Raw genomic sequence first — 24,440 nt, 5'->3', positions numbered from 1 at the left:
GATTTAAATTACCTCAGAAGGGGGAGGAAACAATAGATGGCAGATTACTTAGTAATCGTTGAATCTCCCGCTAAAGCAAAAACAATTGGGAAGTATTTAGGGAAAAAATATACGGTAAAAGCTTCTATGGGGCATGTGATTGACTTACCAAAAAGTCAAATGGGAGTCGATATCGAAGAAAATTATCGTCCTAAATATATTACGATCCGCGGAAAAGGGCCAATTTTAAAAGATTTGAAAGCAGCTGCAAAAAAAGTAAAGAAAGTTTACTTAGCGGCTGACCCTGACCGAGAAGGAGAAGCAATTGCTTGGCACTTAGCAAACAGTTTAAAAATTGATGAAAAATCAGACTGTCGAGTAGTATTCAACGAAATTACACAGCAAGCAATTAAAGATGCTTTTAAAACACCTAGGCCAATAAACATGGATTTAGTTGATGCGCAACAAGCTAGACGTGTTCTAGATCGGCTAGTTGGTTACAATATCAGCCCATTGTTATGGAAGAAAGTAAAAAAAGGATTAAGTGCTGGAAGAGTTCAATCCGTTGCAGTTAAAATGATTATCGACCGTGAAAAAGAGGTTCAATCTTTCGTTCCTGAAGAGTATTGGTCAATAACTGCTAAATTTAAAACTGAAGAAGAAATTTTTGAAGCAAAGTTTTATGGGGTAGACAATAAAAAAGTAGAGTTAAATTCAGAGGCTGATGTAAACGAGATTCTTAATAAGTTAAAAGGATCATTTAGCGTAGAAAATGTAAAAAAGAGAGAACGTAAGCGAAATCCGGTATTGCCATTCACTACATCTTCACTTCAGCAAGAAGCTGCAAGAAAATTAAACTTTAGAGCGAAAAAAACAATGATGATCGCTCAACAACTTTATGAAGGTATTGATATAGGCAAAGAAGGTACAATTGGTTTAATTACATACATGAGAACAGATTCTACTAGAGTTTCAGAAACAGCTGAAAAAGAGACTGCTGAGTACATTGAAGCTAGCTACGGAAAAGAATATCTTTTGAAAGACAAAAGGCAAGTAAAAAAGGATAAGAAAGCCCAAGATGCACATGAAGCGATCAGGCCTACATCTGTGTTCAAAGACCCAAAAACACTCAAGGGTTATTTAAGTAGAGACCAATTACGGCTATACAAATTAATTTGGGAACGCTTAGTGGCCAGTCAAATGGCACCAGCGGTTCTAGACACAATGAGTGTAGATATAGCCAATGAAGGCGTTCTATTTCGTGCTACAGGGTCAAAGATTAAATTTCCTGGTTTTATGAAGGTATATATTGAAGGTAATGATGATGGGAAAAAAGAAGAAGATCGTCTATTACCCCTTCTTGAAGAAGGAATGGTCGTTTCAAAAGAAGCGATTGAACCGAATCAGCACTTTACGCAGCCACCACCACGTTATACAGAGGCTAGGTTAGTAAAAACATTGGAAGAGTTAGGGATTGGTAGACCATCTACATTTGCCCCGACGTTAGATACAATTCAACGAAGAGGTTATGTGGCTCTTGAAGATAAACGATTTGTACCCACCGAACTAGGTGAAATTGTTCTGGAATTAATAGAAGAATTTTTTCCGGAAATATTAAACGTTGAGTTTACAGCAAAAATGGAAAGTGATTTAGATGCTATTGAGGAAGGTCAGACCGATTGGGTAAATATCATTGGTCACTTTTATAGCAGTTTTGAAAAGAATCTTAAAATTGCTGAAGAGGAAATGAAGGAAGTTGAAATTAAGGATGAACCTGCCGGTGAAGATTGTGAGTTATGTGGTCATGAAATGGTCTATAAAATGGGTAGGTATGGAAAGTTTATGGCTTGTTCGAATTTTCCAGACTGTCGAAATACGAAAGCTATCGTAAAAGAGATAGGGGTTAAATGCCCAACTTGTAAGGATGGCAATATAGTTGAGCGAAAGAGCAAGAAACGTAGAACGTTTTTTGGTTGCGACCAATACCCTGAGTGTGATTTTCTATCATGGGATAAACCAATTTCAAGACCTTGTCCGAAATGTAGTTCCATGCTAGTTGAAAAAAAATCGAAAAAAGGGGTACAGGTTCATTGTACAAAGTGTGATTACGAGGAAGAAGCCAATTAATTTGGTTCTTCTTCGTCAGTTATTTAATCAACTGATTTGTACTTAAGGGTCATAGACCCCCACCTCTAAGCGTAGCGTAGGTGGGAACTTCCATTCAGGTGGAGTTGAGACTCCATCTGAATTTCCGATGTTCTAGCGAAGCTAGAACGAGTTCTCATTTCGTTTAATTGATCAAGTCAAGTATAGATATTAAATGTTTTTCGCTAGTAAGACCTGTAATTCTAAGTTTTACTATCATATAATGGAGGAATTAATTTTGTCAGAAACTAAAGTAAATGTAGTTGGTGCTGGATTAGCAGGAAGTGAAGCAGCTTGGCAAATTGCTAAAGCCAATATCCCGGTTCGTTTATTTGAAATGAGGCCTGTAAAGAATACGCCTGCTCATCATACAGATAAATTTGCAGAACTAGTATGTAGTAATTCTCTAAGATCGAATGCATTATCAAATGCAGTTGGTGTATTAAAGGAGGAAATGAGGAAATTAGACTCTGTCATCATTCAATCAGCTGATGATTGTGCTGTACCCGCAGGTGGAGCTTTAGCTGTTGATCGCCATGAATTTGCCAATCTAGTAACAGAGCGAGTAAAGAATCACCCGTTAGTAGAAGTGATCGCAGAAGAAGTAACTGAAATCCCAGAAGGGCCCACAGTCATAGCATCTGGACCTTTAACATCAGAAGCGTTATCTAAACAACTAAAGGAGCTTACTGGTGAAGAATATTTATATTTTTACGATGCAGCAGCCCCGATTATTGAAGTAGAAAGCATTGATCGCGAAAAAGTGTATTTAAAATCACGTTATGATAAAGGTGACGCAGCTTATTTAAATTGTCCGATGAATGAAGAAGAATTTGATCGATTTTACGAGGCGCTGATAAGTGCAGAAACGGTTCCTTTAAAAGAGTTTGAAAAGGAAATCTTCTTTGAGGGTTGTATGCCAATTGAAGTACTAGCAAAAAGAGGGAAGAAAACGCTTTTATTTGGACCGATGAAACCAGTTGGTTTGGAAGATCCAAAAACGGGTAAACGTCCATATGCTGTAGTACAGCTTAGGCAAGATAACCAATCAGGAACACTCTATAATATTGTAGGTTTCCAAACTCATTTAAAATGGGGCCCACAAAAAGAAGTACTTCAACTTATTCCTGGTCTTGAACAAGCTGAAATTGTAAGATACGGTGTTATGCATCGAAATACGTTTATTAATTCACCAAAGTTTCTCTTACCAACATATCAATATAAAGGTAGGGAGGATCTTTTCTTTGCTGGGCAAATTACTGGAGTAGAAGGATATGTAGAATCTGCAGCTAGTGGATTATTAGCAGGGATGAATGCTGTTAGGTATGTAACTGGGAGAGAGCAAATAGTATTACCACCTGAAACGATATTAGGTAGTATGGCCAATTACATTACTACAGCAAATGAAAAAAACTTTCAACCAATGAATGCAAACTTTGGATTGCTACCACCTATTGAACCAAGAATAAAAAATAAAAAGGAACGATATGAACAATTAGCTACTAGAGCTTTAGACACAATTCAGAATTTTTCGAAAAGATTGTAAATTTCCTTGTGTTCCAAATAAAGTTATGGTATTATTTAAAGGCTATAGTGAGGTGAGTCATGTGTCAAATCAAGTAGACCAGTTGAAAACGTTTATTCGGTTCTTGCAAATAGAGAAGAATTATTCGGAACACACTGTATACAATTATAAAAAAGATATTGAACATTTCTCATCTTTCATGAAGCAGCATAGCATTTCTAGTTACGCTGCTGTTTCTTATGGATTTGTTCGTCTGTATTTAACTGAATTGTATGCATTAAAGTGGAAAAGAAAAACGGTTGCAAGAAAAATTTCAAGTCTACGTAGCTTTTATAATTTTTTATTGGTAGAAGAAATAGTTGGCGAAAATCCGTTTGCGTCTGCTTCCGTTCCAAAACAAGAAAAAAGGTTACCAACCTTCCTTTATGAAGATCAACTAAATGAGTTATTTTCAGTCTCTGACATTTCAACACCGTTAGGTCAAAGAAATCAGGCGTTATTAGAACTTCTGTATGGGACGGGAATACGAGTTAGTGAGTGTTGTAGCTTACGTATTCAAGATATTGATTTTCAAATAGGTATTATTTCGGTTGTTGGGAAAGGAAGGAAAGAACGCATTATTCCGTTAGGAAGTTATGCAATAGATGCTATACATATGTATATGAATGATGGTAGGATGAAATTATTGAAAGGCGATAAACACGAAGGTAAGACCCTGTTTTTAAACTATTCTGGTGGGAATCTTACAAGAAGTGGAGTTAGGAAAATTTTACAAAGTATTGTTGATAAGACTGCCTCTAAGATAAAAATTAGTCCCCATGTTTTAAGACACACCTTTGCAACGCATTTATTAAATGAAGGTGCAGATATGCGAAGCGTGCAAGAATTATTAGGGCATACTCATCTATCATCTACCCAAATTTATACACACGTAACAAAAGAGCATTTAAAGCATGTGTATAATAATACTCATCCAAGAGCGAAATGATAAACAAACAGTTAGTTTTCTAGTATATGGAGGGATTCTAGTGGAACATAGCTTTCATGCTACAACTATATTTGCTATTCACCATAATGGGAAATGTGCTATGAGTGGCGATGGGCAAGTAACATTTGGAAACGCTGTTGTAATGAAACATACAGCTAGGAAAGTTCGTAAATTATATAATGGGAAAGTGTTGGCTGGATTTGCAGGATCAGTTGCTGATGCTTTTACATTGTTTGAAAAGTTTGAGGCGAAATTAGAAGAGTATAATGGGAATTTGCAAAGGGCAGCAGTTGAATTAGCGAAAGAATGGCGGAGTGATAAAGTACTTAGACGTTTAGAAGCAATGTTAATTGTTGCTAATGCTGATAATCTGTACTTAGTTTCAGGAACTGGTGAAGTGATCGAGCCGGATGATGGAATTTTAGCTATAGGTTCAGGTGGGAATTATGCTTTATCAGCAGGGCGAGCGTTAAAAAAACATGCTCCTCAATTACAAGCTAAGGAAATTGCTATGGCAGCTTTACAAACAGCTGCAGAAATTTGTGTATACACAAATAATAACATTGTATTAGAAGAGCTTTAAGTCAGTATGTAGAGAGTTAGCTGCTTTCGATTAATAAGGATGCTTACTAGCACTTTAATATGTACAAATCTTTGGATGTTAAAATATTTAATATTGTTCTATTCATTGTCACTAGCGTTGTATAAATATTGTCATAATTTTCAGTTTAATTATTTTCTTTGTTTAGAGCCAAAAAAGTTAATACCCAACTAAAGATGGCTCCATCCATTTGGAAATTTATTTACAATTAGACTGGTGCAACGACGACAAATTGCGTATTAAGGGAGGGCTTTCCCTTCAATCTTTCGAAGCCAGATATGCGCTGGTTTCCACAAAGTAGCCTTTAAATATCGGCTAATTTGCAATGTTTTTCGCTTANTTCTTTGTTTAGAGCCAAAAAAGTTAATACCCAACTAAAGATGGCTCCATCCATTTGGAAATTTATTTACAATTAGACTGGTGCAACGACGACAAATTGCGTATTAAGGGAGGGCTTTCCCTTCAATCTTTCGAAGCCAGATATGCGCTGGTTTCCACAAAGTAGCCTTTAAATATCGGCTAATTTGCAATGTTTTTCGCTTACTTTTTGTTTCCATCTGTGCAAGTACATGCAGGCAAAAAACAATAAGTGCGATAAACACTTGATTTTGAATAGCCCATTCGCTTTGACCATAGAACTTTTTGATGTTGAGATGTTGCTTGATCCATTTGAAAAACAGTTCTATTGCCCATCGTGACTTATACATCTCTGAAATTTCTTCTGCACTTAAGTCAAAACGGTTTGTGATGAGNTGAAGGATATTTCCTTTTGAATCTATCACTTTTAAAAGGCGAAAGTAATTTTCAGCACGGTTTTGAGTCGTACCAATTAACACCATTTGATCCGACAAAACAGACGAATTCTCAGGTAGCTTAAAATCATAAACTTCCCGTACGATAGCGTTTTTCCTTAGCCTAGAGAGAAAAAAGTAGCCATCATCTGTCATGCGATCAAAGCGCTCGTAATCTAAATAGCCACGGTCAAACACATACATGCATTCTTTGTCATCGACCATGATTTCAAGCTGGCCACGATCATGTTCTTTTGCGGTTGTCATGATGGCTTTTTCTGGATAGGAAATCCCTTTTTCCATAAACACAAGGCGTAGATGCAATTTCACTCCCGCTTTTGTTTTGCGGAATTTTGCCCACCTATGGTTGGTTAAATTAAGTGGCAATGTGCTCGAATCAATGATTTTTAAAGGCATGATCAGTTTTGTATAGTGCGTTTTGACATGAATTTGTGAGACTAAATCAAGGAATAGACGTTGAAATAGATCTGGGTTCATACCATTTAAGCGCCGTGACAGCTGTGAAATACTGATTGAATCAAGGTCAATCGCCTTTTGAAGTTGGTCATCAAAAAGACAATCACTTAGCGCATGGAGACTCTCGACTTCTTGTAACTGGGCATAAAGAAATAATTTTAAAAATGATTCAGTCGTTAATTTTTTCGTATAAAAATCTAATTTCAGTGTTTTCACCTGTTCTTCAAATAATTCAAGATTTATTGGTGAAAACCATTGTCCAAATGAAGTTTTTCGTGTAATCTTGTCCATGAGATGTGTCCTTTATTAGTGGATTTGGACGGGTTACCACCTGACTTATCCATTATAAAGGACTTTTTCTTTGCATAAAATAATTTATTGAAGATTTCGAATGTTTTTAATAGTAAAACAAAATTAGTGCAACACTAGTGNTTTCGTATAAAAATCTAATTTCAGTGTTTTCACCTGTTCTTCAAATAATTCAAGATTTATTGGTGAAAACCATTGTCCAAATGAAGTTTTTCGTGTAATCTTGTCCATGAGATGTGTCCTTTATTAGTGGATTTGGACGGGTTACCACCTGACTTATCCATTATAAAGGACTTTTTCTTTGCATAAAATAATTTATTGAAGATTTCGAATGTTTTTAATAGTAAAACAAAATTAGTGCAACACTAGTGATTCATTGTTTACATACAAGTTTCATTTTTGATTTTTTGAAAAAATAGAAAGAGGAGCGATGGTATGGAAAATCATTTAACACCTCGACAAATTGTAGAAAAGTTAGATCAATATATAGTTGGCCAAGAAAAGGCGAAGCGTTCGGTTGCTATTGCTCTAAGAAATCGATATCGAAGAAGTCAATTAGATGAAAAGCTTCGAGATGAAGTAACCCCGAAAAACATTTTAATGATTGGTCCCACCGGAGTAGGTAAAACGGAAATTGCTAGAAGACTTGCTAAGCTCGTTGGTGCACCGTTCGTAAAAGTTGAGGCTACGAAATTTACTGAGGTAGGATATGTTGGTCGTGATGTAGAATCGATGGTTCGGGATCTGGTGGAAACTTCAATTCGTTTAGTTAAAGAAGCCCGTATGAAAAAAGTAAAAGGTAAAGCAGAAGAAAATGCAAACAAGCGTATCGTAAGTTTACTTGTTCCTTCGAAAAAGAAAGAGACAAACTACAAAAATCCTTTTGAAATGATTTTTGGAGCTCAGAATCAAGATCAATCAGAACCTCTCGATAATAGCGAAGAAGTTGCTATTAGGGATCGGAAGAGAAGAATTGAACATCAACTAGCACTTGGGGAACTTGAAGACAATTTCGTAACAGTTGAGCTAGAAGAGCAAACTGCTGGTTTTCTTGACATGTTCCAAGGTTCAGGAATGGAACAAATGGGAATGAATATGCAAGAAATGCTTGGTAGTATGATACCTAAGAAGAAAAAGAAGCGTAAGCTAACTGTTAGAGAAGCGAGAAAAGTTCTAACTGAGGATGAGGCTGCAAAACTTATTGATATGGATGAAGTTTCTCAGGAAGCGGTTTCACGTGCGGAGCAATTGGGTATTATCTTTATAGATGAAATTGATAAAGTTGCTGGTAAAGGGAACCAGTCAACAGCAGATGTTTCAAGGGAAGGTGTTCAAAGAGATATATTACCAATTGTAGAAGGTTCAACGGTAGTTACAAAGTATGGTCCTGTTCGCACAGATCATATGCTCTTTATTGCAGCAGGAGCTTTCCACTTGGCTAAGCCGTCGGATTTAATTCCAGAATTACAAGGACGATTTCCGATTAGAGTCGAACTAGCTAATTTATCTGAGAAAGATTTTATAAAAATATTAGTAGAACCAAATAATGCCTTAATTAAACAATATCAAGCATTACTTGCGACTGAAGGTATACAAGTTGTATTTTCTGACGATGCTATTGAAAGAATTGCAAAAATTGCAACAGAAGTAAATCAAGATACAGAAAACATTGGTGCTAGAAGACTTCATACTATTCTAGAACGACTTCTAGAAGACTTGTCTTTTGAAGCGCCTGATATTAATTTACAAGAAATTGTAATCACTCCTGTATATGTTGATGAGAAGCTAGCAACTATTGCGAAAAACCGAGACTTGAGCCAATACATCTTATAATAGACAATCAATTAGGAGGATTTAGTAAATGGATTTATTAACGAAAACAAGAAGAATTAATGATATGTTGCAGAACACTGCTGGGCAACCAGTTAACTTTAAGGATATGGCTGAAACACTATGTGACGTCATTCAAGCAAATATATTTATTGTAAGTCGTCGTGGGAAATTATTAGGATTTTCTATCAAACAGGAAATCGAAAATGAAAGAATAAAAAAAATGTTAGAAGATCGTCAATTTCCTGAAGTATATACGACAAACTTATTTAAGATTACAGAAACATCTTCAAATTTAGATATCAATAGTGAATTCACCGCTTTTCCAATTGAAAGTAAGGACCTTTTTAATACGGGTTTAACCACAATCGTTCCAATTAACGGTGGGGGAAATAGAATTGGAACACTGATTTTAGCGAGATTAACTGATTCGTTTAACGATGATGATTTAATTCTTGCTGAATACGGTGCTACGGTAGTTGGGATGGAAATTCTACATGAAAAAACAGTGGAAATCGAACAAGAAGCACGAAGTAAAGCGGTAGTTCAGATGGCAATTGGGTCTTTATCTTATAGTGAATTAGAGGCGGTTGAACATATATTTGATGAGCTAGAAGGAAATGAAGGGTTACTAGTAGCTTCGAAAATTGCTGATCGTGTTGGTATTACTCGTTCTGTCATTGTTAATGCTTTACGTAAACTCGAAAGTGCGGGTGTTATTGAATCTCGTTCATTAGGAATGAAAGGGACGTATATTAAAGTTCTAAATGATAAATTCTTATTTGAACTAGAGAAATTAAAGTCGAAATAGCAAGTCAAAATAGAACTGCTATCAAAAAAATGGGGTCAACATCGATAAGTGAAGATCATTGTCCTTTTTTTAAGTTCAATGATCTAATAAAGATGTTGGCGCCTTTTTTTGTTTTGATTTTAAATATTTTTGAGGGTCTAATTGAGTAATTCATTAACTTAGAAATCAAACTATATTTAGTTGGAACAGAGCGGTTTCAACTATTAGTATTTTAATCGTGTCGAATCGTTATTGTTAGTTAATTTAAATAGGATAGTTTTATTATACCCATTAGAGGCAATTGTAATTCGCACCCAAATTGCAGAATATAGATGAGAAAAAATGTAGGATTGTAGATATATCTTATACATTCACAAGTAGGGAAAGCTTTTCTGGTTTAATGAAGCTCTAACTAATAACTTTATATAATAGAAGTTTGTTAGTTAGAAAAAAGTAGGATTTTTTGTAGCCAATTTATTTATTTTCATTTATAGTAAATAGTGACTATCTTTAGGCGTGTTCTGTCAAATTAATACAAATTTTTTTGTGTTTTTTTTTTGTGTTTTCTTTACAATTATTTTATCCCACTCTTACAAAGGCAGTGAGTCCCCACTGTTTGAAGTTCGACTATATAAATGGAAAATTGTTTTCCTTAATTAATATGTTAATGAGAAGTATAATGAGTGTAAGGGTATGTAAGATTACTGGTACTATTTGCTCGAGATCTCGTAGGTCTTTGGTTGGAAAAATCAGACAAAACAAAACAACGTTAGACAAAAAATGATTATTTATATACAATACGATTTGAGTAGGTTTTATGATAACAGTTTTATTATATAATAAGCGTATATTAACTGGGAGGAGAATATGAAGCTTTTTTCTAATCCACAACAACAACTGCTAGAACAATCGCTACATGCTGCTTCCTTGCGGCAAAAAACGATTTCTCAAAATATAGCGAATGTAGACACACCAAATTATAAAGCGCAAAAAACAGTTTTTAAACATCAATTGGACCAGGCAATTGAAGGGCAGCGCTTGCAAGCTTACCGAAATGATGAGAGACATTTTGAGTTTGGTTCACAGAAAAACACCAGCAAAGCTGCAGTTGTCGCTCGTAATCAATCCGTTTTTAATCACAACGGTAATAATGTAGATATTGAACATGAAATGGCAGAAATGGCTAAAAATCAAATTTATTACAATGCTGTAATTGAACGTATAAATGGAAGGTTTAATAGTATTAAAACAGTTATTGGAGGTGGGAGATAACAATGACAATTTTTCATGGATTTAATACGACAGCTTCTGCTCTAACTGCACAGCGCTTAAGAATGGATGTTGTCGCTTCGAATATGGCAAATGTAGATACAACTAGAGGTAGATTTGTTAATGGCGAATGGGAACCATATCGAAGGAAAATGGTTGTAATGGAACCGAACGAAAATCGGTTTTCTTCACATTTATCAAAGGCGATGGGGAGACAGAGTCAACCTGGAAATGGTGTAAAGGTGAGGCAAATTGTTGAGGATCAAACACCTTTTAAGCTTGCTTATCAACCAGATCATCCAGATGCTGACGCAGAGGGCTATGTCAGATTACCAAATGTTGATCCATTAAAAGAAATGGTTGATATGATGAGTGCGACTCGCTCTTACGAGGCGAATGTAACAACGTTAAATGCCACAAAAAATATGTTAATGAAAGCTCTAGAAATAGGGAAAGGGTAAAGGGGGAAAAGTAATTGGATCCGATTTCTGTAAGACCTAATTATGTGATGGATATTCACAGAGCTGAAACACAAAGGAAACTTACACCTCATGAAGCGCAAAATAGCTTTAAAACGGCCTTAAATGAAGCGCTACATAAAGTAAATGATGCTCAACACGCATCGCAAAAGGCAACGGATAAGTTAGCTCGAGGAGAAAGTATTGACTTACACGAAGTAATGATTACTGCTCAAAAAGCCAGTATCACCTTACAAACAACAGTAGAAGTGCGGAATAAAATTGTAGAAGCATATCAAGAGATTATGAGAATGCAAGTTTAATTAAAGTAAGACGATAAAAATTTTTATTAAATGAGTGTAAATCATTAATCCCAAAACCGCTGCGCATAAATCTATATTGAATTAAGAACAATTTACCACTAAAAAATATAGTAACTTATTGGTGAGATAAATAATGAAATATGAAATGTATTAAAGTAAAAAGTAGTAAACAAATTGTTAAATATAGAGTAACAGCCTAGGAATTCGCCAGAAACACTTGGCGATAAAATGTTTAATATTATTACTCTATTAAATATAAGAAAGATGGGATTAGTGAAGTAGGAGGGCGCATGGACGAGAAAATCACACTTTATAAAGAAAAAATAATTAATTACTGGACCGGACGAACCAATGTCCAAAAAGGGATGATTGTCGGTTCTTTCCTACTACTTATAGTTCTACTTATCCTTGTCTCTATGCTAGGTTCACGTACCAACTTAGTACCGTTGTATACAAACTTATCATTTCAAGAAACTGGAGAAATCAAAGCACAATTGGATTCTAGGGGGATTCCTTCAGAAATCTCTGCTAATGGAACGAGTATATTAGTTCCGGAGACACTTGTTGATACTTTAAAAGTCGAATTAGCAGCAGAGGGAATTCCTAAAAGTGGTAGTATCGACTATACGACATTTAGAGATCGAATGGGCTTTGGAATGACTGATAATGAATTTAATATTATGGAACGCGCGGCAATGCAAACAGAACTAGCTAATTTGATAAAAAGTATTGACGGTGTTCAACATGCCCAAGTTATGATCACATTACCAGAAGAAAGTATTTGGGTTTCTAGTAGTGATCAAACAGCTTCAGCTTCTGTACTGTTAAATATTCGACCTGGATATCAACTAGATCAATCACAGATTCGAGCATTGCATCACCTTATTTCAAAGAGTGTTCCTAAACTCCCTATTGATAATATCGTCATTATGAATCAAATGTTTGAGTATTTAGAGTTAAAAAATGAAAATATGATTGATTCGACACTTACAACATTTGAACAACAACGATCTATTCAACGAGAAATTGAGCGTGATCTCCAACGGCAAGTACAACAAATGTTAGGTACGCTAGTAGGAAGGGATAAAGTAGTAGTTACGGTTACAACTGATATTGATTTTACGAAAGAAAATAGAGCTGAAGATTTAGTTGCGCCAGTAGATGAAGAAAACATGTCTGGTTTAGCAGTAAGTATTGAACGAATAACAGAGACTTATAGTGGTGAAGATTTTCAAGAAGGTGGAATTGCCGGTACAGGTGAAACAGATATTCCGGGTTATCCAGGTATAGCTGGAGCTGGAGTTGGAGATTACGAACGAGTTGAAGAGCGGATTAATAATGATGTAAATAGAATTCGTCGTGATATTGTAAGTAGTCCGTATCAAGTTAGAGATATCGGAATTCAAGTTATGGTAGAACCACCTATTCCGGAGGATCCAAACTCATTGCCTCCTGAACTAATAAATGATATACAACAAATTTTAAGCACTATAGTTAGAACAAGTATTTCAAAAGATGTTGTTGAACAACTGACACCAGAGCAAATAAACGAAAAAGTATTTGTTTCATCGCAAAGTTTTGACGGTAAAATTGTATTTGAAGAGATAATTGAGACTGAAATTCCGTTTTGGTACTACGTTGTTGGCGCACTTATTCTTTTAATTATTCTATTAATCTATTTATTAGTACGTAAAAATAAAAAAGAAGATCCAGTAATTGAATCAGAGCCAGAAATGGCGAGTTTTGATATCCCAAATATTAATGAAGAACAAGAAACAGAAGAAAAAGCCCGTAAAAAACAACTTGAAAAAATGGCAAGGGAAAGGCCTGAAGAATTCTCAAAACTTGTTCGAACTTGGCTATCTGAAGATTAAGGAGGCAACTGTATGGTTAGCAAAAGAAAAGAGTTAACTGGTAGAGAAAAGGCAGCGATTCTTCTCATCTCCTTAGGGCCTGATGTATCTGCTCAAGTTTATAAACATTTATCAGAAGAAGAAATTGAAAAATTAACCCTAGAAATTGCTAGCGTCCGTAAGGTAGAGTCAACAATGAAGGAAGAAATTATTGAACAATTCCACCAATTAGCAATGGCTCAAGATTATATTACCCAGGGCGGAATCGGGTATGCAAAAAATGTTTTAGAGAAAGCGCTTGGTGAACAACAAGCGATGGAAATCATTAGCCGCTTAACATCAACTCTTCAAGTAAAACCTTTTGATTTTGCAAGAAAAGCTGACGCTGGCCAAATATTAAATTTTATTCAAAATGAACACCCACAAACAATTGCGTTAATATTGTCTTATTTAGAGTCTGTCCAAGCTGCACAAATTTTATCTGAGCTACCTCAAGAAATGCAAGCTGATATTGCAAAGCGGATTGCGTTAATGGACAGTACCTCACCAGAAATTATTAATGAAGTAGAAAACATATTAGAGAGAAAGCTTTCAGCTACAGTAACGCAAGACTATACAAAAACTGGTGGAATTGAAACAGTAGTGGAAGTATTAAATAGTGTAGATAGAAGCACAGAAAGAACGATTTTAGATGCACTAGAAATTCAAGATCCGGAACTTGCAGAAGAAATCAAAAAACGAATGTTTGTATTCGAAGACATTGTTACACTTGACAATCGTTCAATTCAACGTGTCATTAGAGAGGTTGAGAATGAAGACTTACAACTTGCATTGAAAGTTGCTAACGATGAGGTCAAGGAAGTTGTCTTTAAAAACATGTCACAACGAATGTCCGAAACGTTTAAAGAGGAAATGGAGTTTATGGGACCTGTACGTTTACGTGATGTTGAAGAAGCTCAAACAAGAATCGTTTCAGTAATCCGTAGACTTGAAGAAGCTGGTGAAATTGTCATTGCTCGTGGTGGAGGAGATGATATTATTGTCTAGAGTGATTAAGTCATCTTTTGTCAATAATATGAAGTCAGAAAAAAAAACGATTGGCTTAAAAAAGGTTATTACAAATGAAAACGATGGTGCTATTGTTGAATCTGAAGACCATACTATAAGTGCTAAATCAGCAGAGGATGAACTTGAAAAAGTAAGGTTGGAAGCTGAAAAGCTAATAAGTGATGCTCAGTTAGAATATGAGCGTGTTCAGCAAAAGATCAATGATGAAATTATCGAGAGCCAAAAAAGGGCAGAGGATTTATTTAAACAAGCTGAAGAAAGAGGTTATAATGAAGGATTCCAACATGGACTTCATGAAGGGCAAAGACAATACGAGACTGCTATAGAAGAAGCAAAAGATATAGTTACTTCTTCAAGGAAAGATTATTTCCATCGTCTTGAGGAAGCAGAGCCAGTTATTGTTCAATTAGCCATAAAAGTTGCTGAAAAAATGATTTTCGATTCTCTTGAAAACAATGAAGAGATTTGGCTTTCAATCGTTAAGGATGTCATAAATGAAGTTAGAGAACAGGAACATGTGAAAATCTATGTTCATCCACAATGGTTCGAATTAACTGTTAATCATAAAGAAGAACTGCGCCTGTTATTACCTAATTGTGAGAATTTATCAATTTATCCTGATCTCCATCTTGGAGAGAATGGTTGTACAATTGAAACACCTTATGGAAAAATAGATGCATCAATAGACAGTCAGTTAAGTGAAATTAAATATGCACTGCTTGAAAAACTAAAGGAGATGGGTGGTTATGAAAGCAGCTAGCTTAATAAGTGAAGTAACTACAATTAACTCCTACAAACATTTTGGTAAGGTATCACGTGTTGTTGGGTTAACCATCGAATCAAAAGGACCACAAGTTTCTATTGGTGAACTTTGCTATATTATTATTGGAAAATCACCAAAACGAAAAGTAATGGCTGAGGTTGTAGGTTTTCGTGATGAGAAAGTACTTCTAATGCCGTTTACGACTGTACATGAGATTAGTCCAGGGAGTCTTGTAGAGGCCACAAAAAAGCCTTTACAGGTGAAGGTTGGTACTGAACTAATCGGACAAGTTGTCGATGGATTAGGCCAACCTTTGGATGGTAAGCAACTTCCTAAAGGTTTAACAGCGTTTCCAACGGATAATAACCCACCAAACCCACTACAACGGCCAAGGATAAAAGACCCATTAAGTTTAGGAGTTCGTGCTATAGATAGTTTATTTACAGTTGGTAAAGGACAGAGAATGGGTATCTTTGCTGGAAGTGGTGTAGGTAAGAGTACGTTAATGGCTATGATTGCTAAGAATTCCGATGCAGATATAAATGTTATTGCATTAATAGGTGAACGTGGGCGAGAGGTACGAGATTTTATCGAAAGAGACTTAGGAAAAGAAGGTCTTAGTAGAACAATTGTAGTTGTTGCGACCTCGGATCAACCAGCTTTGATGAGAATTAAAGGTGCGATGACAGCGACTGCTATTGCTGAGTATTTTAGAAATCAAGGACAGAATGTTACCTTAATGATGGATTCAGTAACTCGCTTTGCTATGGCACAGCGAGAGATTGGCTTAGCAATCGGTGAGCCTCCAACGACAAAAGGTTACACACCAAGTGTTTTTGCGTATTTGCCAAAATTATTAGAACGTTCAGGTACAGATGAACATGGTACAATTACCGCTTTTTATACAGTTCTCGTAGATGGAGATGACATGAATGAACCAATTGCTGATGCAGTACGTGGGATCTTAGATGGACATTTAGTTCTCGATCGCAAGTTGGCTAATAAAGGTCAATTTCCGGCTATAAACCCATTAAAGAGTATTAGTCGTGTAATGAATGATATTATTGGACAAGACCATCGTCTCGCAGCTGATCGACTACGTCAATTATTAGCTACCTATGTAGACGCCGAAGATTTAATAAATATCGGGGCATATAAGCGTGGGACGTCCCGAGATGTAGATGAAGCTATTCTTGCTTACCCAAAAATTATTTCATTTATTAAACAATCAACCGAAGAAAAGGTATCCTTTAATGAAGCTGTTCATGTGTTACTAAATGAATTTAAGAAAGGAGATCAATGATGTCCTTTCAATACACGCTGCAAAAAGTTTTAGAAGTTAGAGAAAACGATAAATTAGTCGCTGAAAAAGAGTTTGCTATAGCTACAAGGCAGTTTGAAGAAGTAGCAACTCGATTGTATGAGTTGCTTAAAAAAAAGGAAGATTATGAAAATCATTATAATAATCGGATCGAAGCAGGAATTCCTATTTTTCAAATCCAACAGTCCTATTCTCTCTTAACACGACTGCAAGAACAAATTGATCAATTGCAGTATACGACACAAAAAGCGAGGGAAAATATGAATAGAAAGCAAAATCTATTAGTAGAAAAGTCTATTGAACTAAAAAAATATGAAAAAATGAAACAAATAAAATATGAAGAGTATTTAGAAGAAGAAAAACGTTTAGAAAACACATTGATGGATGAAATCTCCATTCAACTGTTTGTGAAACGGTGAAATTAGGTGAAAACATTGAAGAACACTGAACAAAAATATAGTAAATTTCAATGGTTTGTTATGGTAATATTTATTCCAATTATGTTTGCTATCTTGTTATTCAGTATTATTTTAAGTTTTATGGGAATTAGCGTTGTAGATCAAGCAAAACAAGTGGCTTCGAATATCCCTGTTTTATCTAATTATGTAAAAACAGAAGAACAAATAATTGCTGATGAAGAAAAAGGTAATATAGATGAATTAATGGCTATCATTAATGCCCGTGAAACTGAGTTGGCTCTATTGGAACAAAAATTATTAACAAAAGAAGAAGAAGTACAATCATTATTAAATGAAATTGAGATACTAATGGACCAACTTGAAGAAAAAAAAGATATACACCTAGAAGTAAAGACAGAATATACAGAAATTGCAAAGTTATACGAAACTATGTCTGCGAAAAATGCAGCAAATATACTAACCCAACTTTCTGATGATGAAGCAGCAATTCATTTATCTTTTATTAAAATTGATGCAAGGGCAGCGATATTAGCAAAAATGACTCCGGATAAAGCTGCTGAATTAATTAGTCTATTAAGTAATAACTAGTTAGGCCTTTGAAAGGAGGTGAAAAAATGAACGCTATTAACTTTTTACAACAACGGGTTAATTCTCAGTCTACACAAAGTAGACAGAATGTATTCGATAAGAACCAGAATAAAGCATCGTCGTTTGTTGATTCATTAAATGGCGCTTTAGGTAAAAAAGATGTTAAACATACTAAAATAGATGAAGGAAATTCAAACTTGAATAATAATTCTTTAGCAAAAATCATAGAAGGTCTCGGTTTAGATAACAAAATTTTGGACATAGACAAACTATCCCATCCCTCCTTTCTTGAGCTAATGGAAACTTTACCTATTGAATTGCAGTTTGAAATTGAACAATTACTTGAACTTAACGTCACATTAAATGACCTTTTAGCAACTGATGAGCATATACAAAACCCAGCCCATATTTTGTTGCTTCTTATGAGTTTAGATCGTTCCGACGTTAATACATCTGATCAGATCATCTCAAGGCTACATTCTCAATTAGATAAACTTTTGCAAATGGAAAAATTACCGAATTCTTTGCATGCAATGTCTGCAAGGGATAAAGAAGAATTAATGAGATTGTTACAGGGGGAAAAGTATAACTTTGATAAGAAGCAGTTGCTTTCGTCTGCATTTTCAAGAGCATCTATAGATGGATTATCGTCTAGCTCAATTGGACTTGGCATATTAGGCCAAGGGACACTTAATCCTTTACAGCAATTTGTTTTACATGTCGGAGAAAATCGTGGAGATCAACAAACTGTAGATCAGTTTATACGTCAATTTCAAAAGGTAGTAGGAAAAAGTACGTTGTCACAGTTTCCAAACGGGCTAAACCAATTATCAATTAAGCTTTTTCCTGAGCATTTAGGAAGACTTGATGTAAAATTAATTCAACAAAACGGTAGCATAGTGGCTCAATTAATGACTACAACCCAAGCGGCTAAACAAGCACTTGATTCTCAATTACATCATTTAAGACAAGCTTTCTTAGCACAAAATATCCAAGTAGAAAAAATTGAAATAACTACACAGCATCAACAGCAGTCTCTTAATCAATCGGACAGAGAAACACATGAAGAAAGAAACAATCAACAACAAAGTCGTCAACGAGAAGAGAATGATAATAATGAAGAAGAGAACGTCTTTCAAGATTATCTTGAAGATGAAGTCTTTAATATGAAAATTTAAGGTGGTTGTATGATAAATTCCGTAAACCAGAGCTTATTCTTATCTGATCGACAAAATGAAAGAAAAACAGGACAAGGAACGCTAGATCAAGACGCTTTTTTGAAAATTTTAATAACACAATTACAGAACCAAGATCCGTCTAATCCGATGGAGGATAAAGAATTCATTTCACAAATGGCTAATTTTTCAAGTCTAGAACAAATGACTCAGATGAATAAAACTTTAACCAATTTTATTGAGATGCAAAAAGACAGTCATTTTCTTTCTCATAGCCAGTTAATTGGTAAGGAAATTAAGTGGGAGCAAGTTGTAGCGGATACACATGGAGAATCGACTGTTAGGGTTCATGAAAGCCTCGTAACTGCGATAAAATTTCAAAACGGGAAGTCTAGATTAATTTTAGAAGGTGGAGAAGTAATAGATACGATCCAAGTTATTCACATTGCTAGCCCTAATGAAAAGAGTAAAAATAATTCGGAGGCGTAAAGATGGATAAACGTATTCAATCTCATCACCTACACCAACTTCCAAAACCTAGAGTTATGACAAAAGGGCAAGGACCGACTACAAAATCTTTTAAAGATATGCTTAATGCCCAAATTAATAGTGAAGGAAAACTTAAAATTAGTAAGCATGCCGAAAAAAGATTACAGGATCGAGAAATTACGATCGAACCATCAAAATGGTCACAAATTTCAGCTAAGGTCGAAGAAGCAAAGGCAAAAGGGGTTCATGAATCACTAGTTATATTAAAAGATGCAACATTAGTGGTTAGTACTAAAAATAATACAGTTATCACCGCTTTAGATCGTGATGAATCAAAATCACAGATTTTCACGAATATTAATGGCACAATTATTATTGAATAGGCTGGACCGAAAAGGAAGCCTTAGACTGTGGACCGATTGAAGCAGTCATTTATGAGAGGAGAAAAAAGATGATACGTTCAATGTACTCTGGTATCGGTGGAATGAAAAACTTTCAAACAAAGCTTGATGTTATTGGTAATAATATTGCCAATGTAAATACATTTGGATTTAAAAAAGGTAGAACTACGTTTAAAGATTTAGTTAGTCAGCAATTGTCTGGTGCTAGTAACCCAACTGATAATAGAGGGGGAACAAACCCTAGGCAAATTGGATTAGGTGGCACGCTAGCTACAGTAGATACAGTACACACACAAGGAAGCCTACAAACAACAGGAAGAGCACTAGACTTAGGGATTTCAGGAGACGGCTTTTTCATTGTGACTAACGGGAACATGTCGTACTATACTCGTGCCGGAAACTTTTATTTAGACCGTCAAGGTACATTAGTGACTGCTGATGGATTAAAGGTTCAGGGGTATCGTCCTGATCCGGTTACTGGCGATGTTGATTACAATGATTTTGGGGATCTACAAATCCAAGCTGGAAATGTTATTCCACCTGAAGCTACTACAGCAGCAAGTTTTAATGGGAATTTAAATTCGGAGGCTGATGGTACTACTCGACCAGTTGAAGTAAAATACAATGTAATCGATTCTCTAGGAAGTGTACATCAAATCGAAGTGATTTTTAATAAGGTAGATACTAACGAATGGACTTACTCAATAAATGCTCCTGGTATGGCGAATGTTACTCAACCAGCCGGTGAACTAGATATCCAATTCAATGAAAATGGGGCAGTAACAAATCCGTTAGATCCTACTAATATTACCGTTCAACCAGGAAATGGTGCAAATCCAATTAACTTTACTTTAGATCTATCAATGGTCACTCAGTTTGCAGGATCTAATACAGTTGATTTAGCTGAAATTAATGGTAATTCTGAAGGATTTTTAGAAAGTTTTAACATTTCACAAACAGGTGAAATAAATGGAGTCTTTACAAACGGCGAGGTAAGAGTATTGGGACAAATTGCTACAGCGATTTTCAATAATCCCGGGGGATTAACAAAGTCAGGTGATAATCTATACCAAGTTTCTAATAACTCGGGTATACCAAATGTTGGGGTTGCTGGAGAAGCAAGAGGGATAATTGCAGGAAGTACCCTTGAAATGTCCAATGTAGACTTATCAGAAGAGTTTACTGAAATGATCGTGGCTCAACGTGGTTTCCAAGCAAATACGAGAATTATTACAACCTCAGATGAAATCCTCCAGGAGCTTGTTAACTTAAAACGATAAATGAAACTAGCCATGTAGAAGGAAAAAATCTTTTGTTCAACCTTCTTCTTTCTACATGTTAGTACATATTTTATTAAGGAGGAATAGGGCTAGAATAATGATTGCTAGCCTTTAAATAATTCGATGATAAAGCTAACTAGATTAAATGGTCATTCGTTTTTATTAAATTGTATATACATTGAGCAAATCCAGTCTTTTCCAGACACGACAATAACTCTAACAAATGGTAAAAAAATTGTTGTGCTAGATTCAGAGGAAGATGTTATGCTGAAAGTGACAAATTTTTATCAAAAAGTTGGGATTGCTAAACTAGTCAACGACGACTCGAGGGAGGTTGACTAATTTGTTTAAAAATAAGTTAGTAAATATTATGTTAATAATTTTGATCGCACTAACCATAATCGGAGTACTCACACTAGTTTTGTTTAATCATTTTACTAAAAATGAAGACCCAAATCGAGAGCCGACAATAGATGAAATTATTGCACTTTCAGTCGATGTTAATGAAATTACAACGAATTTAGTAACAAATGATTTTATTCGTGTTACCTTTAAAGTTCAAGTTGATAATAACAAAGCCAAACGAGAGTTTGTTAAGCGAGATTTTCAGGTTAGGAATATTATCATAAGGGAGCTTTCAGGGATGAGATCAAGTGATTTTACCGGTTCTGAGGGTATAGAAAATCTTGAAAACCAACTACGGAAAAAAATCAATGAATATATGGAGGGTGGCGAAGTTGTTAATGTGTATACAACAGGCTTTGTTATCCAATAAGAAGCTTAATTAATAAAAATGTAGTTTTTAAAAGGTACGTATAATTTTGAAAGTTGGAAAGATGTTTAGCTCCATCGTTTACGAGCTCGGTTACGGTCACTTTAGACCTTTAAATTTCACTTCTATATTACAGGTCTTCTATTGAAGTCAATACAAGGTGGCCCAGGACCAGATGCCCGTTAACAAGGTGCTTTCACTTTTCTAAAATAATAGAGGTGAGGCTCTTGGCTGAAGTTTTATCACAAAGTGAAATTGATGCGCTACTTTCTGCAATTTCAACTGGAGAAATGGATGCAAATGAATTAAAAAAAGAAGAGAGTCAGAAAAAAGTTAAAGTTTATGACTTTAAACGAGCTCTGCGCTTCTCGAAGGATCAGATCCGAAGTCTGACAAGAATACATGAGAATTTTTCAAGATTATTAACAACCTATTTTTCAGCACAACTTCGAACGTTTGTTCAAATATCGGTTGCATCTGTAGATCAACTACCATATGATGAATTTATTCGTTCTGTTCCTAAAATGACGATTTTAAATGTTTTTGAACCTTATCCATTGGATGGTCGGTTTTTAATTGAGGTTAACCCAAATATTGCTTATGCAATGCTTGACCGTCTTTTAGGTGGTAAGGGGGAAGCTGTTAATAAAGTTGATAATTTAACTGAAATTGAAACGAGAATCATGACTCAATTGTTTCAACGAACTCTTGAAAGCTTTCAAGAGGCATGGAGTTCTGTTGTTGAGTTGGAGCCACAAATGGAAGAATTAGAGGTTAACCCACAATTTCTACAAATGGTTTCTCCTAATGAAACTGTTGTAGTAATTTCTTTATCAACTGTAATTGGAGAGGCAAGCGGGATGATTAACATATGTTTACCGCATGTCGTTTTAGAAGAAATCTTGCCTAAGTTATCTGTTCATTACTGGATGCAAACGAAAAAGAAAAGTCGTCTCCCTGAGGAAGTGGAGGGACTTGAGAGAAATGTACGTAATGCACCATTAGTTATGAAAGCAGAATTAGGTAACTCTGAAATTACTGTTCAAGAGTTTTTGCAATTGGATATTGGAGATACAATAGAGTTAAATAGTTTAATAGATGATCAACTAATAATAAAGGTAGAAGATACACCAAAATTTTTGGGACAACCTGGTAAAGTGAAAAATAAACTTGCTGTTCAGGTAACAGAATTATTTGAGGAGGGTGAAAATAATGAGTGACATGCTTTCTCAAGATGAAATTAACGCTTTGTTGAGCGGTCTTAATAGCGACACTGATGATAGCAATAGTGATGATGATAGTTTAAGCTTAAATATTGAAGACTATCTTAGTAGTATAGAGCAAGATGCTCTAGGTGAAATTGGAAATATATCTTTTGGTAGTGCAGCAACCGCCTTGTCAACTTTACTAAATCAAAAAGTTGACATAACAACACCGAAAGTATCAGTCATTGATAAGTCCGAATTACATGAACAGTTTCCGAAACCGCATGTAGGTGTTCATGTGAAGTATACTGAAGGATTCGAAGGTATGAATTTGTTAGTGATCAAAACCAATGATGCCGCAATTATTGCCAATTTAATGTTGGGTGGCGATGGTACAGGAATAAATGAAGAAGAACTAGGTGAAATGGAAATAAGCGCCGTACAAGAAGCCATGAACCAAATGATGGGATCTGCTTCTACTTCAATGTCTACAATCTTTAACAAAAAGGTTGACATTTCTCCACCGGGAATTGACTTGATGGATGTAAAGGAAGGTCAAGGAACAAGTAATATACCAAACGAGCCTATTTTAGTGAAAATATCTTTTAGTTTGAAAATTGGGACTTTAATTGATTCACAAATTATGCAACTAGTAACAGTGACTTTTGCTAGAGATTTGGTTAATGAATTAATGAATCCGATTGGCATTGAGGAAGAGATCATTCCAGAACCTAGTTATCAACCTGAGCAGGCACCTATTGAAATGTATGAGCAAGCAGATCAAAAAGTACCTCAATACCATTCTCAACAACCGATAGCCAATTATAATACTCAACAACAACCAACGCCAAGGCAACCTCAAAGTTTCGGAGGGCCATCTAACGTTGGACAACCAAATCGATCTGCAAATGTACAACCAGTTGCATTTTCAAGTTTTGATACACCAAGCTTAAATGAGGTAGAAGCGAAAAACTTAAACATGCTCCTAGATATTCCCCTACAGGTAACTGTTGAATTAGGGAGAACAAAACGTTCAATTAAAGAGATATTAGAGCTCTCTCAAGGATCTATTGTGGAGTTAGACAAGCTTGCGGGTGAGCCTGTTGATATTTTAGTAAATAGTAAGCTTATCGCAAAAGGTGAAGTAGTTGTTATTGATGAGAATTTTGGTGTCAGAGTAACTGACATTATTAGTCAGACAGATCGTTTGAAAAACTTACAATAAAAATAAATTATTGATATTAGAGGAGGCCCTACTGATGGCAAAAATATTAATTGTAGACGATGCGGCATTTATGAGAATGATGATTAAAGATATATTATCAAAAAATGGCTTTGAAATTGCAGGTGAGGCAAATGACGGAGCTCAAGCAATAGAAAAATATAAAGAGTTATCCCCGGACCTTGTTACAATGGATATTACGATGCCAGAAATGGATGGTATTACCGCTTTAAAGGAAATTAAAAAAATTGATCCTAACGCTAAAGTTATTATGTGTTCAGCAATGGGACAACAAGCGATGGTTATTGATGCAATTCAAGCAGGTGCTAAAGATTTCATCGTTAAGCCGTTTCAGGCGGATCGCGTACTTGAAGCAATAAAGAAGACGATTGGGTAGGT

25 protein-coding genes and 1 pseudogene are annotated in these 24,440 nt (G+C 35.4%); 24 read left to right on the top strand and 2 right to left on the bottom strand.

What is annotated here, in order from left to right; translation table 11 throughout:
- The first annotated feature begins 36 nt into the window (after positions 1-36).
- From topA to hslV, 4 genes are all read left to right on the top strand, one after another.
- Entirely contained in the window at positions 37-2,106 is a 2,070-nt protein-coding gene (gene topA, locus BKP37_RS11730; protein ID WP_071309775.1) for a type I DNA topoisomerase, read from the top strand.
- A 256-nt stretch (positions 2,107-2,362) separates the two neighbouring features.
- Positions 2,363-3,670, top strand: a complete 1,308-nt coding sequence (gene trmFO / locus BKP37_RS11725; RefSeq protein ID WP_071309774.1) for an FADH(2)-oxidizing methylenetetrahydrofolate--tRNA-(uracil(54)-C(5))-methyltransferase TrmFO — start codon at positions 2,363-2,365, stop codon at positions 3,668-3,670.
- A 61-nt stretch (positions 3,671-3,731) separates the two neighbouring features.
- Positions 3,732-4,637 carry a tyrosine recombinase XerC gene (gene xerC, locus BKP37_RS11720; protein WP_425424990.1) on the top strand — a complete coding sequence of 302 codons (906 nt, stop codon included), beginning with the start codon at positions 3,732-3,734 and terminating at the stop codon, positions 4,635-4,637.
- A gap of 40 nt (positions 4,638-4,677) precedes the next feature.
- Entirely contained in the window at positions 4,678-5,220 is a 543-nt protein-coding gene (gene hslV / locus BKP37_RS11715) for an ATP-dependent protease subunit HslV (protein WP_281243051.1), read from the top strand.
- A 461-nt stretch (positions 5,221-5,681) separates the two neighbouring features.
- Here the strand turns inward: hslV and BKP37_RS11710 are convergent, their stop codons facing one another.
- On the bottom strand, positions 5,682-6,797 hold the full coding sequence (locus tag BKP37_RS11710; RefSeq protein ID WP_071309772.1) for an IS4 family transposase: 1,116 nt from the start codon (positions 6,795-6,797) through the stop codon (positions 5,682-5,684).
- A gap of 135 nt (positions 6,798-6,932) precedes the next feature.
- A pseudogene (locus BKP37_RS19695) lies at positions 6,933-7,046 on the bottom strand (IS4 family transposase); the annotation flags it as partial.
- A gap of 204 nt (positions 7,047-7,250) precedes the next feature.
- Between BKP37_RS19695 and hslU the strand changes: the two are divergent.
- The 20 genes from hslU to BKP37_RS11610 all read left to right on the top strand — a co-directional run bounded on the left by hslU (position 7,251) and on the right by BKP37_RS11610 (position 24,438).
- Complete coding sequence (gene hslU, locus BKP37_RS11705; RefSeq protein ID WP_071309771.1) at positions 7,251-8,648, top strand: ATP-dependent protease ATPase subunit HslU; 1,398 nt, start codon at positions 7,251-7,253, stop codon at positions 8,646-8,648.
- A 28-nt stretch (positions 8,649-8,676) separates the two neighbouring features.
- Entirely contained in the window at positions 8,677-9,456 is a 780-nt protein-coding gene (codY, locus tag BKP37_RS11700) for a GTP-sensing pleiotropic transcriptional regulator CodY (protein WP_071309770.1), read from the top strand.
- Between the two features lie 846 nt (positions 9,457-10,302).
- The gene (gene flgB, locus BKP37_RS11695; RefSeq protein WP_071309769.1) at positions 10,303-10,707 is read left to right on the top strand and encodes a flagellar basal body rod protein FlgB; all 405 of its coding nucleotides are present in this window, start codon (positions 10,303-10,305) and stop codon (positions 10,705-10,707) included.
- A gap of 2 nt (positions 10,708-10,709) precedes the next feature.
- Positions 10,710-11,165 carry a flagellar basal body rod protein FlgC gene (flgC, locus tag BKP37_RS11690; RefSeq protein ID WP_071309768.1) on the top strand — a complete coding sequence of 152 codons (456 nt, stop codon included), beginning with the start codon at positions 10,710-10,712 and terminating at the stop codon, positions 11,163-11,165.
- 47 nt (positions 11,166-11,212) lie between these two features.
- Positions 11,213-11,485: a flagellar hook-basal body complex protein FliE gene (fliE, locus tag BKP37_RS11685; protein ID WP_071309939.1), complete on the top strand. Its 273-nt coding sequence runs from the start codon at positions 11,213-11,215 to the stop codon at positions 11,483-11,485.
- Positions 11,486-11,775: 290 nt separating this feature from the next.
- A complete protein-coding gene (fliF, locus tag BKP37_RS11680) occupies positions 11,776-13,359 on the top strand; it encodes a flagellar basal-body MS-ring/collar protein FliF (RefSeq protein ID WP_071309767.1) in 1,584 nt (527 codons plus the stop codon).
- Positions 13,360-13,371: 12 nt separating this feature from the next.
- Complete coding sequence (gene fliG / locus BKP37_RS11675) at positions 13,372-14,385, top strand: flagellar motor switch protein FliG (RefSeq protein WP_071309766.1); 1,014 nt, start codon at positions 13,372-13,374, stop codon at positions 14,383-14,385.
- Position 14,386: 1 nt separating this feature from the next.
- Positions 14,387-15,166: a flagellar assembly protein FliH gene (gene fliH / locus BKP37_RS11670; protein ID WP_245712515.1), complete on the top strand. Its 780-nt coding sequence runs from the start codon at positions 14,387-14,389 to the stop codon at positions 15,164-15,166.
- On the top strand, positions 15,153-16,472 hold the full coding sequence (gene fliI, locus BKP37_RS11665; RefSeq protein ID WP_071309764.1) for a flagellar protein export ATPase FliI: 1,320 nt from the start codon (positions 15,153-15,155) through the stop codon (positions 16,470-16,472). The genes fliH and fliI overlap by 14 nt, the downstream gene beginning before the upstream one ends.
- The gene (gene fliJ, locus BKP37_RS11660; protein ID WP_071309763.1) at positions 16,472-16,909 is read left to right on the top strand and encodes a flagellar export protein FliJ; all 438 of its coding nucleotides are present in this window, start codon (positions 16,472-16,474) and stop codon (positions 16,907-16,909) included. The genes fliI and fliJ overlap by 1 nt, the downstream gene beginning before the upstream one ends.
- Before the next feature lie 6 nt (positions 16,910-16,915).
- Positions 16,916-17,497, top strand: a complete 582-nt coding sequence (locus BKP37_RS11655) for a MotE family protein (RefSeq protein ID WP_139193114.1) — start codon at positions 16,916-16,918, stop codon at positions 17,495-17,497.
- A gap of 26 nt (positions 17,498-17,523) precedes the next feature.
- Positions 17,524-18,675 carry a flagellar hook-length control protein FliK gene (locus tag BKP37_RS11650; protein WP_071309762.1) on the top strand — a complete coding sequence of 384 codons (1,152 nt, stop codon included), beginning with the start codon at positions 17,524-17,526 and terminating at the stop codon, positions 18,673-18,675.
- Between the two features lie 9 nt (positions 18,676-18,684).
- Positions 18,685-19,161, top strand: a complete 477-nt coding sequence (gene flgD / locus BKP37_RS11645; protein WP_071309761.1) for a flagellar hook assembly protein FlgD — start codon at positions 18,685-18,687, stop codon at positions 19,159-19,161.
- A 2-nt stretch (positions 19,162-19,163) separates the two neighbouring features.
- Positions 19,164-19,544, top strand: a complete 381-nt coding sequence (locus tag BKP37_RS11640) for a TIGR02530 family flagellar biosynthesis protein (RefSeq protein ID WP_071309760.1) — start codon at positions 19,164-19,166, stop codon at positions 19,542-19,544.
- Between the two features lie 68 nt (positions 19,545-19,612).
- On the top strand, positions 19,613-20,842 hold the full coding sequence (locus tag BKP37_RS11635) for a flagellar hook protein FlgE (RefSeq protein WP_071309759.1): 1,230 nt from the start codon (positions 19,613-19,615) through the stop codon (positions 20,840-20,842).
- 123 nt (positions 20,843-20,965) lie between these two features.
- Positions 20,966-21,184 (top strand): flagellar FlbD family protein, encoded by a 219-nt coding sequence (locus BKP37_RS11630; protein ID WP_071309758.1) that lies wholly within the window; start codon positions 20,966-20,968, stop codon positions 21,182-21,184.
- A 1-nt stretch (position 21,185) separates the two neighbouring features.
- Complete coding sequence (gene fliL / locus BKP37_RS11625; RefSeq protein ID WP_071309757.1) at positions 21,186-21,617, top strand: flagellar basal body-associated protein FliL; 432 nt, start codon at positions 21,186-21,188, stop codon at positions 21,615-21,617.
- A gap of 224 nt (positions 21,618-21,841) precedes the next feature.
- Positions 21,842-22,834, top strand: coding sequence for a flagellar motor switch protein FliM (gene fliM / locus BKP37_RS11620; protein ID WP_071309756.1), 993 nt, complete (start codon positions 21,842-21,844; stop codon positions 22,832-22,834).
- A complete protein-coding gene (fliY, locus tag BKP37_RS11615) occupies positions 22,827-24,044 on the top strand; it encodes a flagellar motor switch phosphatase FliY (RefSeq protein ID WP_071309755.1) in 1,218 nt (405 codons plus the stop codon). The genes fliM and fliY overlap by 8 nt, the downstream gene beginning before the upstream one ends.
- A gap of 31 nt (positions 24,045-24,075) precedes the next feature.
- Complete coding sequence (locus BKP37_RS11610; RefSeq protein WP_139193122.1) at positions 24,076-24,438, top strand: response regulator; 363 nt, start codon at positions 24,076-24,078, stop codon at positions 24,436-24,438.
- The last annotated feature ends 2 nt before the right edge of the window (positions 24,439-24,440 follow it).

The organism is Anaerobacillus alkalilacustris (assembly GCF_001866005.1).
Lineage (GTDB): Bacteria > Bacillota > Bacilli > Bacillales > Anaerobacillaceae > Anaerobacillus > Anaerobacillus alkalilacustris.
This window is presented reverse-complemented; position numbering and strand designations above follow the sequence as displayed.